The 13,629-nt window shown below is 71.4% G+C and carries 11 protein-coding genes; 4 read left to right on the top strand and 7 right to left on the bottom strand.

All coding sequences use genetic code 11. The features are described from left to right. The first annotated feature begins 210 nt into the window (after positions 1-210). A complete protein-coding gene (locus ACFVYF_RS15310; protein WP_389455686.1) occupies positions 211-1,260 on the top strand; it encodes a hypothetical protein in 1,050 nt (349 codons plus the stop codon). Between the two features lie 120 nt (positions 1,261-1,380). Here the strand turns inward: ACFVYF_RS15310 and ACFVYF_RS15305 are convergent, their stop codons facing one another. The 5 genes from ACFVYF_RS15305 to ACFVYF_RS15285 form a co-directional block, all read right to left on the bottom strand. After that, positions 1,381-2,517: a serine hydrolase domain-containing protein gene (locus tag ACFVYF_RS15305; RefSeq protein ID WP_389455685.1), complete on the bottom strand. Its 1,137-nt coding sequence runs from the start codon at positions 2,515-2,517 to the stop codon at positions 1,381-1,383. A gap of 104 nt (positions 2,518-2,621) precedes the next feature. Continuing rightward, on the bottom strand, positions 2,622-4,403 hold the full coding sequence (locus ACFVYF_RS15300; RefSeq protein WP_389455684.1) for a TIGR03767 family metallophosphoesterase: 1,782 nt from the start codon (positions 4,401-4,403) through the stop codon (positions 2,622-2,624). Between the two features lie 255 nt (positions 4,404-4,658). Further along, a complete protein-coding gene (locus ACFVYF_RS15295) occupies positions 4,659-5,114 on the bottom strand; it encodes an NUDIX hydrolase (protein ID WP_389455683.1) in 456 nt (151 codons plus the stop codon). 9 nt (positions 5,115-5,123) lie between these two features. Then, positions 5,124-6,020, bottom strand: coding sequence for a pyridoxamine 5'-phosphate oxidase family protein (locus ACFVYF_RS15290; protein ID WP_389455682.1), 897 nt, complete (start codon positions 6,018-6,020; stop codon positions 5,124-5,126). Between the two features lie 34 nt (positions 6,021-6,054). Continuing rightward, on the bottom strand, positions 6,055-6,498 hold the full coding sequence (locus tag ACFVYF_RS15285) for a VOC family protein (RefSeq protein WP_389455681.1): 444 nt from the start codon (positions 6,496-6,498) through the stop codon (positions 6,055-6,057). 127 nt (positions 6,499-6,625) lie between these two features. Between ACFVYF_RS15285 and ACFVYF_RS15280 the strand changes: the two genes are divergently transcribed. Both ACFVYF_RS15280 and ACFVYF_RS15275 read left to right on the top strand, forming a co-directional pair. Beyond that, on the top strand, positions 6,626-7,162 hold the full coding sequence (locus ACFVYF_RS15280; RefSeq protein WP_389455680.1) for a CGNR zinc finger domain-containing protein: 537 nt from the start codon (positions 6,626-6,628) through the stop codon (positions 7,160-7,162). 241 nt (positions 7,163-7,403) lie between these two features. Further along, positions 7,404-10,715 carry a S8 family serine peptidase gene (locus ACFVYF_RS15275; RefSeq protein WP_389455679.1) on the top strand — a complete coding sequence of 1,104 codons (3,312 nt, stop codon included), beginning with the start codon at positions 7,404-7,406 and terminating at the stop codon, positions 10,713-10,715. 147 nt (positions 10,716-10,862) lie between these two features. Here ACFVYF_RS15275 and ACFVYF_RS15270 read toward each other — a convergent pair whose 3' ends face one another. Together ACFVYF_RS15270 and ACFVYF_RS15265 are read right to left on the bottom strand one after the other, a co-directional pair. After that, positions 10,863-11,717 (bottom strand): hypothetical protein, encoded by an 855-nt coding sequence (locus tag ACFVYF_RS15270; RefSeq protein ID WP_389455678.1) that lies wholly within the window; start codon positions 11,715-11,717, stop codon positions 10,863-10,865. A 1-nt stretch (position 11,718) separates the two neighbouring features. After that, positions 11,719-12,246: a sigma-70 family RNA polymerase sigma factor gene (locus tag ACFVYF_RS15265; RefSeq protein WP_389455677.1), complete on the bottom strand. Its 528-nt coding sequence runs from the start codon at positions 12,244-12,246 to the stop codon at positions 11,719-11,721. 211 nt (positions 12,247-12,457) lie between these two features. On the opposite strand from ACFVYF_RS15265, the gene ACFVYF_RS15260 reads away from it, so the two are divergent. Next, positions 12,458-13,486 (top strand): aspartate-semialdehyde dehydrogenase, encoded by a 1,029-nt coding sequence (locus tag ACFVYF_RS15260; RefSeq protein ID WP_389455676.1) that lies wholly within the window; start codon positions 12,458-12,460, stop codon positions 13,484-13,486. Positions 13,487-13,629 lie beyond the last annotated feature (143 nt).

Raw genomic sequence — 13,629 nt, 5'->3', positions numbered from 1 at the left:
GTCGCACGGAGACAGCCCCGGTGCCCTCCGGTCGCACAAAACAGTGGTTACGAAATACAGGTATTCAGAGCCGTAACCCCTGCTGACCCCCATCCGGACCAGCCGCTTTCGGCAGTCGAACGCCCGTACTTTAGGGCGAGCTTGTCCTGATATGTCGACGGGCGTGTAACAGCGGTTAGGGGACGGATCAGTCGCGGGAAACCCCGGGTCATGACCCACAACACCCCGCTCTCCCCCCGCCCCCTCCGCCACCTCTGCGAAGCACAGCGGCGCGTGCTGACCACCGCGCAGCTGCGGGCCCACGGTGTGAGTGCCGCCGAGGTGAACGAGCAGTGCCGTCCCGGTGGTCCGTGGCAGCAGATCCTCCCCGGGGTCTGCCTGCTGCACCCCGGCCCGCCCACCAGCGAGGAGCGGCTGCACGCGCTCCTGATGTACGCCGCCCGCTCGCCCATCGGCGACACCGCGCCCGGCGTCCCGGTCCAGCCGAGCGCGGACGAACCGCACCGGCCCACGTACGCCGACGCGATGATCACCGGCCTGGCCGCCCTCACCCTGCACGGCTTCTCCTCCGCGCCCCCGCTGCTCTCCCTCGACCGGATCGACGTCCTCGTGCCCCGGTTGCGCCGGCTGCGCTCGACCGGCTGCGCCCACATCGTGCGCACCGCGTCGATGCCGGCCCCCGAACAGGTCACCGGCGTGCCCGTGGCCCCGGTCCCGCGCGCCCTCGCCGACGCGGTGGCGGACATCGTGGACGCGAATGTCGTACGCCGGCTGCTGACGGAGGCCGTGCGCGGCGGTCACTGCGAACCGGCGGCGGTGGTACGGGAGTTGACCCAGGCGCGGCTGCTGAGCCGGCCGCACGTGGTGGACGCGGTGGACTCCCTGCTGGCCGAGGGCCGCTCGATCGCCGAGGACCGGCTCTACCGCATGGTCCGCGACCACGGGCTGCCCGACCCGGTGTGGAACGTGGACCTGCGGCTGCCCGGCGGCCCCCACCTCGGCGGCCTCGACGCATACTGGCCCGAGCAGGCCGTGGCCGTCGAGCTGGACACCCGCGCACCCCGTACGGACGAGGACGCCCTCTGGTCCGAGTACGCCCGCAAGCGCGAGCACCTGGAGCGGCTGGGCATCACCGTCGTCCACATCACCCCGAAGAAGCTGCGCGACGCGATGGAGCAGCAGGCGACCGTCGTGCGCACCGCCCTGATGGCGTCGGGCGACCGTGATCCGGCGGCCTATGTCGTGGTGCTTCCCCGGTAGTGACGGACCGGGGAGACATCAGGAAGGGAGAGGAGGGGCCGCCGGGATCACCGGCGGCCCCTCCTCGTACGCGTCCGGGCCCGGCAGGCCTTCCTGCCCCGCGTACGGCGCCGAGTCACGTCACGTGCCGCAGAACTCCGCCTCGATCACGGCGTCGCTGTCCCCCGACCAGTCGTTGTTGAAGTTGAAGGACAGGGAGTGGCGGCCGTCGGCGGTGGTGACGGCTTCCGAGGTGGAGCCGTGGATGCCGCCGCCGTGACCCCAGACATGGACTCCGCAACTCAGTTCGCGGTCCATGAGTCCGAGGCCGTAGCCGGTGTTCGGGATCACGTCGACCTTGACGGTGGCCTTCATCTCGGCGAGCTGCGCGGCCGGCAGCAGCCTGCCCCGCAGCAGGGCGGAGTAGAAGCGGTTCAGGTCGCCGGAGTCGGAGATCATCTCGCCGGCGGAGGAGGCCAGGGACGGGTTGATCTCGGTGACGTCGTAGGTCGGTCCGGTCGCCGTCTCGGCGAGCTTGCCGTAGGCGCGGCTGCTCGGCTGCGGCAGCCTGGCCGACGTGCCGGGCACCACGGTGGCGTGCAGGCCGAGGGGCTCGATGATGCGGTGGCGGATCTCCGTGGCGTACGAGTGCCCGGTGGCCTTCTTGATCACCATGCCCGCGACGACGTAGTTGGTGTTCGAGTAGCTCCAGGACGTGCCGGGAGCGAAGTCCGGCTTGTGGGACATCGCGATGCCGACGAGCTGCTGGGGCGTCAGGGTGTCGTAGCGGTGCTCGAAGAAGCCGTCCTTGAGGAAGTACGTACGGCCGAAGTCCTCGTCCGAGGTGTAGTCGTAGACGCCGCTGGTGTGGTTGAGGAGCTGGCGCAGGGTGATGCGGCTGCCGTCGTGGCCGTTGCCCTGCACCACGCCCGGGAGCCACTTCTCGACCTTGTCGTCCAGGGAGAGCCTGCCCTCCGCCTCCAGCTGGAGCAGGACCGTGGAGACGAAGGTCTTGGTGATGCTGCCGACGCGGTAGCGGTCGTCGGCGCCGCGGGCCTTGCCCGTCCTGAGGTTGCCGACACCCGACGCCGCCTTCCAGGTGCCGTTCCGGTCCTTGGCCTGGGCGGCGACGCCCGGGACGCCGCTGTCCACGGCGGCCTCCATGGCCCGCCGGGTCGCCGCGTGGTCCACCGCGGCCGGGGCGGCCACCGCCGGCCCCGCCAGACTCACCGCGACCGCCACCGCGGCCGCTCCCACCAGTCCCGTACGCACTGACATGTGTTCCCCCTTTGTTCACTGGCCACGGCAACGACCGTGGTCACGGGGAGGGACCCGGGGCGCAGCGGCAACAGTTGCCTGCCGCTTCGACGGTTGAGCCGGAATCAGCCCTTCTTCAGGACCAGTTCGGTGTTGCGGTCCCCGGCCTTGCCGGACAGCGTCGAGCGGGAGCCGGGGGCGTTGAAGCCGAGCTCGCGGTAGAGCGCCGCCAGGCCGGTCTGGCTGAGGTCGGCGAAGTCCGTGCGGTGCGGGGCCGCGGACTCGATGAGGGTGGTGAACAGGGAGACGGTGCCGTCCTTGTTGTCCACCACCTCGATGACGCGGGCGAGTTGGGGGAAGTCGACGTGGGAGGCGGTCGAGATCTCCCAGAAGGAGCCGCCGGCCGTGGCCGCGTGCGGGGTGATGGCGTTCTTGTGGCTGTGTCCGTTCACCCAGGCCAGGACGTTGGCGTGGCTGCCGAGCAGGGCGACCAGCTCGCTGCCGCTGTGCCGCTTCTCGCCGGCGTGTGCCGGGTCGGCGCGGAGGTTGCGCATCGACTTGCTGGTGTGATGGCTGAAGACGATGACGTACGAGTCCTTGTTGTCGCGCAGGGTCTTGTCCAGCCAGCGCAGTTGGGCCGTGCCGACCGAGCCCTCGTAGTGGCCGCCCGGGTCGGTGGAGTCGAGGCTGACTCCGAGGATGTCGTCGGCGATGCGGAAGGCGTAGTACTGGGTGCCCGAGGCGAGGTTGGCCTGCGAGTAGCCGTGGCCGATGGGGCCGGGGCCGGTGTGGGCGGGGTCCAGGTGTGCCTTGAGGTACTCGGCGGAGGTGAAGGGGGCGCGGGCCTCGTCCGGGGTGACCGAACGCATGTGGCGGGCCTGTGACTTGAGCATCGCCTTGAAGTCGACGCCCTTGGGGTCGCCGCCGTTCTTGACGTTGTCCCAGATCGCCTTGCCCGCCGCCGAGTCGAGGGTCATCAGCTTCTTGCCGCCGACGGCGAAGTCGGCGAAGAAGGAGTCACCGGGCGCGTAGCAACCGCCGGGCAGGGCGTCGTGGTTGCCGACCGTGGAGTACCAGGGCAGGCCGAGTCCGGGGCTCTGCAGTTCGCGGATCGCCGCGTCGAGGAAGCCCTTGATGCGCGGGAAGCCGAGCTGCTTGTCGGCGTCGCGCAGGGCCGCGTCGGGCTGCCAGTACAGCTTGAGGTCGCTGTTCTGGACGCCCTCGTAGTGGCGCGGGTCCCCGGAGTTGGGGGTGATGCGGCCGCCGCTCATCACCTTGAGGAACCAGTCGAGTTCGGTCTTGGAGTTGTTGTCGGTGTTGTCGCCGGTGGTCATCACGAAGTGGAGCGGGGAGCCGGTGACGGGGGCTCCCCGCAGCGCGTTGACCCGCTCGACGAGTGACACCGCGCCGGCCACCGACAGGGACTCCTGCGGGCGCCAGGCGCTGGCCGTCTGGGCGCGCAGGTACTCGTAGCGCAGCGGGTGCTGGACGTCCACCAGGTGCAGGTCGGTGAACTGCACGAAGGAGGCGAGCGCGGTGCGCCGGCCGGCGCGGCCGGCCTTGGGCGCGGCCAGCTCGCCGCGGACCACCCGGGACCAGGCGGGACCGTCACCGAGCCGGCGGTAGCCGGAGCTGCCGCGGGGCGCCGCGACCGAGGCCAGCGTGGTGCCGCGGGTGTACGGCGCCAGAGGGGCGGCGGGTGCCTGTCGGGACACCGCGAGGGCCGCCTGCCCGGCCGCGGCGGGCGCCTCGCCCGCGGCGGCGTGGGCCGTGGAGCCAGGCCGCAGGGCGTACCCGACGCCCGCGGAAAGGGACACGGCACCGGCCGCGGCGAGCAGGGCCCGGCGGTCCAGCGAAGCGGTGGCTGAGGTGGCGGCGGCAGTGGCGACAGAGCGTATGCGCGACATGGCGCGATCTCCCCGAGTGCGAACGCGTCGGCAGTGGTCGCGGGGGGCTCGTTTCGCGAACTCCCCGCTCATACTGGATCGTTGGCACCGGGAATGACCTGCACGTTAACTGGACAGCAACGCGCAACGCCGATCACCGTACGTGGATCTTGGACTACCCTGCGCGTCCATCGAGCCCTTCCCGAACGGCCTGGAAGCGGTCACTCCGTGTTCATCTTCCGGGGTACTGAACCCCTTCGGGCGGCTTCGGCCGCCCTACTCGGCGTCGACGGCCCGTCCGGTCGCCGGGCGCCCGCGCCACAGGGCGAGGCCGACGTCGACGAGCCCGACCCGGTCGAGGCCGGGCACCTCTTCCAGCGCGTGCCAGGCCGCCATGTCGGTGGAGCCGTTCGTCTCGTACCGCAGCTCGCCGCCGGTGATCCGGGCCTCGTAGACGATCCGCAGTCCGTGGAAGTCGGCGGTACCGCCCAGCCGGCGCGCATAGACGCGCTTGATGGAGTCGACACCGAGCAGTGCCACCGGTTCGACGGTGTAGCCGGTCTCCTCCTCGGCCTCGCGGACGACGGTGTCGTAGGGGTCCTCCCCGTGGTCCATGCCGCCGCCGGGCAGGGTCCACCGTCTGGTGCCGTCCCCGGCGACCCACCGGGCCAGCAGCATCCGGCCGTCCCGCACGCACACGGCGTAGGCCGCCACCCGCAACTCCTCGCGCATGCGCCGACGTTACGGCAGCTCGGGGTTGGCCGGTGAGTACTCGGGCGGCGACCAGTGCAGCGGACTGGCCCCGGGTGTCTCGACGACACCGGTCACCGAGAAGCGGACGGTGCGGGTCGCCCCGTCGGCGCCGAACTCGGTCCGGGCCGTGCCGGTCAGCTGGAGGACCGCGCCCGATGTCCAGTCCAGGAAGAGCAGCCCCGCCCTGGGGTCGGCCGCCAGATTGCCGAGGGTCAGGAACATGGAGTTCCCGGGATAGTCGCGCCAGCTCAGCTCGTCGGGACCCGCTCCGTCCGGTGGGCCGGTGCGCACGAAGCCGGGGTTGCCGCCCCGGTGACTGGCGTCGGCACCGTGCGCGTGCACGGTCGCGAGGAAGAAGGTGTCGGCGGCCCGGATGAACTCCCGCTGCCGCGCGGTGAGTCCGGTGGAACGGCGGGCCTCGGCCGGCGGCCGCTCGACGCTCTCGTACGACTCCCTTCTCTGGAGGTACTTCGGGCAGTTGGCGAAGACCTGGTCGGCCTCGACGACGAACCCGCGGGGAGTCGGGCGCGCCCGTCCGTTGAGGCGCATACGGCGGCGGGTGCGCGGGTCGAGCGCGATGGTGCCGACGGGGGTGCCGTCCGTCCGGAGCGCGCCGGCGAGCGGGTCGGCCTCGCGCGGCGCGCCGGTGACCGAGACGCGGTGCGGTCCGGTGGCCCGTACGAAACCGGGCTCCCCCGTGAGCAGCGAGGCCCACACCGCGCCGGTCGCCGGGTCGGCGGCGCCGAGCACCAGCATCGGCTGCTGCTCCAGGAAGGCGGCGGCCACCGGGCGGATGCCCTGTCCGACGGCCCGGCCCACGTGGTCGGCGAGGTCGCGGACGCCGACCCGGTCCTGCACGGCGCGCGAGCCGGAGTGATACGTCATGAGGTGCCTCTCCCTGGAAATGACATGCCTCGCCCTAGAAGAAGCCGCAGGTCGGGGCGGAGCCGCTGGGGGCCGGTGCCTCGTCGGCGCCGCTCGGCGCGTAGATCTCCAGCCGGATGCCGTCGGGGTCGTGGAAGAAGATGCCGCCCGACGCCGAGCCCTCGCGGTGGGCGACGACGCCTTCGTGGGCGAACTCCGCGCCGTAGGCGCGCAGCGCCGTCTCGTACTCCCCGACCCGCTCGACCGAGTCCACCTCGAGGGCCAGGTGGTGCAGACCGGCACGGCCGGCGTCGTACGGCCCCCGGGCCTGCTGCCACAGCGTGAGCGCGAGGGTGCCGCCCTCGCCGAGGAACGCGTACCGGCGCTCCTCCTCCTTGCCCTCGCCGAGCACCTCGAAGCCGAGCACGTCCCGGTAGAAGCCGAGCGAGCGGTCGAGGTCGGTGACGTTCAGGCCGATGTGGCCGGTGCGCGGTGTCATGGCGGTCCCCTCTGGTGTGGCAGCCCCGGAGCGGGCTAACCCCTGATTTCGAGATTAAAGGTTAGAATCAGCAGACGCAACCAGTCACGTACTCTTGACCGGTTAGCAGCGAAGGGAGCCGTCCGCCATGCCCAGCACCTCCGACCCGCGTCCGCTCACCGGCGAGCCGGTCTCGCTCGACCTCCTCAACACCCGCTGGATGCGCGAGGGAGCCGTGCAGGACCTGCTGACCGGCACCGAGGGACTGGCGGTGTGGCTGGCCGCGAACGGACTGGACGCCCCGGCCGACGACGCGACCCTCCGGCACGTCCGCCAGGCGCGCGACGCGCTGCGCGCCGCCGTCGACGGATCCCTGGCGGAGGGGGCGGAGCGCATCGACGCCGTCCTCGCGCACGGGCGGGTGAGGGTCACGCTGACCGCCGCCGGACCGGGCGAGAGCGCCGAGTTCGCGGACGCCGCCTGGCGGCCCGCCTGGCTCGCGGCCCGCAACTATCTGGAGCTGCTCACCACCGCCCCGGACCGCATCCGGCGCTGCGCCCACGGCTCGTGCATCCTGCATTTCTTCGACACTTCGCGGAACGGCACCCGTCGCTGGTGCTCGATGGCCGCGTGCGGTAACCGCGCGAAGGCGTCCCGCCACTACGCGCGCACGAAGGAGGGCTAAACACTCACAGGGGGCATCCAGGACTGCGGGAATGTCCCTTCCCGAGCTGGTTTGACCGTCATGGCGTATGGCGGAAGTACGCCATGATTTCATCCCGCCCCGGTCAACTCTCCCCAAACAACTGCCCCTTAGGTAAAGCTGAGCGGTCATCCGGGTCCACATACCGGACTGATGCGATCGGCCCCGCAGATCCCGGGACCGATCGTTCCAGAGCTCGTTCCTTTACCTACAAGGGATGCTGATGACCCCCGACCCTCAGCGCGCTCCGATATCGGGCGCGAGACGCGTGGCCCGCGTAGCCGTGGCCGCAGGCCTGATGGCCGCGCTCTCCGCGGCTGGGCCCATACCCATGGCCTTCTCCGCCGACCACACACCCGCCACGGCGGACCCGGGCACCAAGTCCGCGAGCGCCAAGCTCGGTTCGGCCGACGCCGACCTCCTCGCGGAGGCCAAGGCCGACGGTGCCAAGAACGTCACGATGATGATCGCCACCGCCCCCGGCCAGACCGAGCAGGTCGCCGACCAGCTGGACGCGGTGAAGGGCGGCTCCGTGGGCCGCACCTACGACAAGCTCGGCTACGTCCGCGCCACCGTCCCGACCGCGAAGGCCGAAGCGGCCATCGCCGGCGCCGCGAAGCTCTCCTCCGTGCACGGCATCGACCTGCGCCAGGAGATCGCGCTCGACGACCCGACCCCGAGCGCCGACACGGCCAAGGGCGCCTCGGCCAAGGCGGGTTCGGCGGCCACGTACTCCGGCCCGTCCAAGACCACGCCTGCCGAGAACCCCTACAACCCGTCCTTCGAGACGGGCGCCGTCGACTTCGTGAAGGACCACCCGAAGTCCGACGGCCGGGGCGTCACCATCGGCATCCTCGACTCCGGTGTCGACCTGGCGCACCCCGCGCTGCAGAAGACGACCACCGGCGAGCGCAAGATCGTCGACTGGGTCACCTCGACCGACCCGATCACCGACGCCGACGCGACCTGGCGCCGGATGACCAACCCGGTCACCGGTCCCGTGTTCACCTACGGCGGCGCCACCTGGAAGGCCCCCGCGGGCGACTACCAGGTCAACCTCTTCCGCGAGTCCGCGTCCGTCGGCGGTGACGCCAACGGCGACGTGAACCGCGACGGCGACAAGACCGACGCCTGGGGCATCCTGTACGACGCCGCGGCCGGCACGGTCCGCGTCGACCTGAACAACAACCAGGACTTCACCGACGACGAGCCGATGAAGCCGTACAAGGACGGCTTCCAGATCGGCTACTTCGGCACGGACAACCCGGCGACCGACGTCGCCGAGCGCCAGCCGTTCGTCGTCGAGATCCGCAAGGACGTGCCGACCGACCCGTACGGCGGCGACTGGGTCGGCAAGAAGGCCGACTTCGTCAACATCGGCATCATCGAGTCCGAGCACGGCACGCACGTCGCGGGCATCACCTCCGCGAACGGCCTGTTCGGCGGCAAGATGAACGGTGCCGCGCCCGGCGCCAAGATCGTCTCGTCGCGTGCCTGCACCTGGACCGGCGGCTGCACCAACGTCGCGCTGACCGAGGGCATGATCGACCTCGTCGCCAACCGTGGCGTCGACATCGTCAACATGTCCATCGGCGGGCTGCCCGCGCTGAACGACGGCAACAACGCGCGCGCCGAGCTCTACACGCGTCTCATCGACACCTACGGCGTCCAGCTGGTGATCTCCGCGGGCAACTCCGGCCCCGGTGCCAACACCATCGGCGACCCCGGCCTGGCCGACAAGGTCATCTCGGTCGGCGCGGCCATCTCCAAGCAGACCTGGGCCGCCAACTACGGCTCCCAGGTGGAGAAGTCGTACGCGATGATGCCCTTCTCCTCGCGCGGTCCGCGGGAGGACGGCGGCTTCGCGCCGGTCCTCTCCGCCCCCGGCGCCTCGATCAACAGCACCCAGACCTGGCTGCCCGGTTCGCCGGTCGCCGAGGCGGGCTACACGCTGCCGGCCGGCTACTCGATGCTCCAGGGCACGTCGATGGCGTCCCCGCAGGCCGCGGGCGCCTCGGCACTGCTGCTGAGCGCCGCCAAGCAGAAGGGCATCGACCTCACCCCGGCGACCCTGCGCACCGCGCTGACCTCCACCGCCGACCACATCAAGGGTGTGCAGGCGTACGAGGAGGGCGCGGGCCTCATCAACATCGTGGACGCGTGGGACTCCATCAAGGACGACGCCACCGCCCACGACTACACCGTCAAGGCGCCGGTCGACACCGCGATCGACGCCGCGCTGAAGACGCCGGGCTTCGGCACCGGCCTGTACGACCGTGAGGGCGGCCTCAAGGCCGGTCAGTCCAAGACGTACGACGTGACCATCACCCGTACGTCGGGCGCCGACCGGGCGATCCGCCACGAGCTGCACCTGGAGAACAACGCGGGCGGCACCTTCCGCATCGTGGGCTCCGACGAGGTGTCGCTGGGGCTGAACAAGCCGGTCACCGTCAAGATCGCCGCCAAGCCGTCCTCGGCCGGCCTCAAGAGCGCGATCCTGGAGGTCGACGACCCGCGCACCGAGGGCATCGACAAGCAGATCCTGTCGACCGTCGTCGTCGCGTCGCCGGTCAAGTACACGTTCTCCGCGTCGGGTTCGGTGCAGCGCAACAGCACCACGTCGTACTTCCTCACGGTCCCCGAGGGCGCCAAGTCCCTCGAGGTCGCGATCGGCGGGCTGAAGGACAAGAGCCAGACCCGCTTCATCTCCATCCACCCCTACGGCGTTCCGGTCGACGTCACGTCGACGCCGAACTGCTACAACAACTACCTCGACGGCAACGGCTGCCGCCCCGACCTGCGTTCGTACCCGGACCCGCAGGCCGGCGTATGGGAGATCGAGGTCGAGGCGCGCCGCACGTCGCCGCTGCTCGACAACCCCTACAAGCTGGACGCCGCCGTGTTCGGCGCGGCCTTCGACCCGGCCGTCGTCACCGTCCCCGAGGCCAAGGTCGGCACCCCGGCCCCCGCCTCCTGGAAGGTGACGAACAACTACGCCGCGCTCGACGGCTCGCTGAAGGGCGGCCCGCTCGGCTCCTCGAAGACGGCACGGCCGACCATCACCGAAGGCGTGACGCAGACCACCACGGTCGAGGTGCCCGCGGGCGCCACGTCGCTCGACGTCGCCATCGGCAATGTCTCGGACGCCGCTGCCGACCTCGACCTGTCGGTGAAGAACGCCGCCGGCACGGTCGTCGGCTCGTCCGCCGACGGCGACTCGGAGGAGGCCGTCTCGGTCCCCTCGCCGGCCGCCGGGACGTACACCATCGAGGTCGTCGGCTACGCCGTCCCGTCCGGCTCCACCGCGTACGACTACCGGGACGTGTTCTTCTCCTCCTCGCTCGGCCAGGTCACGGTCGACGGGTCCGCGCCGGTGAAGCTCGGCACGGGTGACTCGGCGACGGTGTCCGCCTCGGTCACCGCCGCGGCCGCCGCGCCCGCCGGGCGCGAGTTCTTCGGTCAGGTCCAGCTGGTGAACTCCCGCGGCACGGTCGCGGGAATCGGCAGCGTGAAGATCGAGAAGGTCACGCCGTAGCTCTTACGGCGCCGTAATCACTACGGCAACGGGGGCGGGCGTCCGATACGGGCGCCCGCCCTCTTCGTGTCCGTCCAGCGGCGTTGTCGGCCGGCCTCGCGTGCCGCCCCTGTCAGTCGTCCTCCATCTGCTTCGGGGCCGCCGCCGTCAGTCGTCCTCCATCTGCTCCGGGGCCGCCGAACACGCCAGCCCCTCGGCTCCGGGCAGTGCCTTGAGGATGTCCTTGCGGGCGTCGCCGACGCCCCAGCCGACCTCCCAGTCCTGCCGGTCCTCGGCGTGCACGGGCACGCGGAGCAGGGTGTAGGTGCCCGGCTTCAGATCCTCGCGCGCGATGCCGTCCAGGGTGACGGCGATCGTCGGGTGGTCCCGCACGGACCGCTCCGGCCGGTAGTAGCGCTTCACCTTCAGCACGACGCGAACGTCCCCGTCGTCCCGCGCGGTGATGCTGACCACGGTCCCCTCGACGAGGACCCGCGAGCACGCGATGTGCATCTCGGGCGAGGAGAGCACCGAGGGGGCCGACGAGGCGTCCGACGAGCCGCCCTTGCTGTCCGCCTCCCCGCCGGGCGCCTTCGCCCCCGACGCGCCGTTCGACGTGTCGTCGGCCGCCCCGCCGCCGGAATTCACCACGAGCCAGCCCATGCCGGCGACCACGGTGGCCGCGACCGTCGCTGCCAGCGTGCCCATGACCAGGGCCAGGGGGCGGCGCCGACGGCTGCCGGGAGCCGGATCCGGGCGACGCGTGCGCTGCTTCGGTGCCCGGTCCGCACGCCGGGCGCGCTTCTTCGACGCCCGTACCGGAACCGGCAGCGCGCTCTCCGTCCCGTCCGCCAACGCGTCCCCGATCAGCGTCAGCTGCTCCCGCAGCAGCGCCACGTCCGCCACCGCGGACCGGTGTTCGGCGAGGAACTCCGCGTCGTCGCGGGCCCCCTCGGGCAGCGGTTCGTCCGTGATCGCGGCCAGCAGCGCGTCGGCGACCGGATTGCCTTCGTACTCGGCCACGTCACACCACCTCGTCCTCGTGCAGGCGGACGCGCAGCGCGCGGACCGCCGAATGCAGCCTGCTCTTGACCGTGCCCTCCGGTATGCCGAGCTCCTCGGCGATGTCGCGCACCGGGAGATCGGCGTAGAAACGCAGGACGAGCACCTGACGCTGGGCGTCGGGCAGCTCGTCCATACCCCGGGCCACGGCGAGCGAGAGCACGCTCGACTCCTCGCCCGAATCGTGTGCCGGCTGCCGCAGTCCCGCGAGGCGCTCGCCGAGCCGCTCCTGCCGGCGCTTGGCACGGTGCCAGTCCATCGCCAGGTTCGAGGCGACGACCGCCGCCCACGCGGACACGTCACGCGGCGCCTCGTCCCCCTTCGCCGCACGTTCCAGCAGCCGCAGACGGACCTGCTGCACCCCGTCCGGCAGGTCCGTCTGCGGCACTCCGCCGAGTGCGAGCACCGCACGCACCCGACGCTCCTGAACCGCGTCCAGGGGGTCGTCCACCCCCTGAACGCGGCGGGCCGTTCTGCGCAGCACAGCCACCCCTCCCCTCGCCGCGTTTCCTCTACGACGCCGGGGCGGGCGGAAACGTTCGTCCCCGCCCCCTCGGCTTCCCGGCGCCCGACGGAGGCATACGTCACACGGGCCGTCCCATTCCGCGGGCAAAGGATTGGACACGTGGCCCCCGGTGAGACGCATGATGGGGTCATTGGGCCCTGTCGTACGTACGCAGGAACGCGAGCTAGGAGTCGCCGTGAAGGTAGGAATCGTCGGAGCCACCGGTCAGGTCGGCACGGTCATGCGCAGGATCCTCGTCGAGCGGGACTTCCCCGTCGAGACGCTGCGTCTGTTCGCCTCGGCGCGGTCGGCCGGTTCGACGATCGACTTCAAGGGCAAGCCGGTGACCGTGGAGGACGCCTCCAGCGCCGACTACTCCGGCCTGGACATCGTGCTCTTCTCCGCGGGCGGCTCGACGTCGAAGGCGCTGGCCGAGAAGGTCGCCTCGCAGGGCGCTGTCGTGATCGACAACTCGTCGGCCTGGCGCCGGGACCCCGAGGTTCCGCTGGTCGTCTCCGAGGTGAACCCGCACGCGATCGCGGACCGCCCCAAGGGCATCATCGCCAACCCGAACTGCACGACGATGGCCGCGATGCCGGTCCTGCGGCCGCTGCACGACGAGGCGGGCCTGGAGGCGCTGGTCGTCGCCACCTACCAGGCGGTGTCCGGTTCGGGTCTCGCGGGCGTGGCGGAGCTGCACGGCCAGGCGCAGAAGGTCGTCGCCGACGCCGACAAGCTGACCCATGACGGGGAGGCGGTGGACTTCCCCGAGCCGCAGGTCTACCAGCGCCCCATCGCCTTCAACGTGCTGCCGCTCGCCGGCTCCCTGGTGGACGACGGACTGCACGAGACCGACGAGGAGCAGAAGCTCCGCAACGAATCCCGCAAGATCCTGGAGATCCCCGGGCTGAAGGTCTCCGGCACCTGTGTGCGTGTCCCGGTCTTCTCCGGCCACTCCCTCCAGGTGAACGCCCGCTTCGCCCGCCCGCTCTCCGTCGAGCGCGCCACGGAGCTGCTGGCCGGCGCCCCGGGTGTCGCCCTGTCCGACATCCCGACGCCCCTGGAGGCCGCCGGCAAGGACGCCTCGTACGTGGGGCGCATCCGCCCGGACGAGACCGTCGAGAACGGCCTCGCCCTCTTCGTCTCCAGCGACAACCTCCGCAAGGGCGCCGCGCTGAACGCCGTCCAGATCGCGGAGCTGGTGGCGGCCGAGCTGAGCTCATGACGCCTGCGTGACGCCGACGCCGAGGGGGGGGCCCCCCGGGCGGGGGGGGCCCCCCCGGCGGGGCACCGCCGACGACGCCCCCCGGGGGACGGGAGGAGCGAACCCCCCGAGCACAAACAAAACACACAAGAAAATTGGTTTTG

The organism is Streptomyces sp. NPDC058274 (assembly GCF_042881375.1).
GTDB lineage: Bacteria > Actinomycetota > Actinomycetes > Streptomycetales > Streptomycetaceae > Streptomyces.
This window is presented reverse-complemented; position numbering and strand designations above follow the sequence as displayed.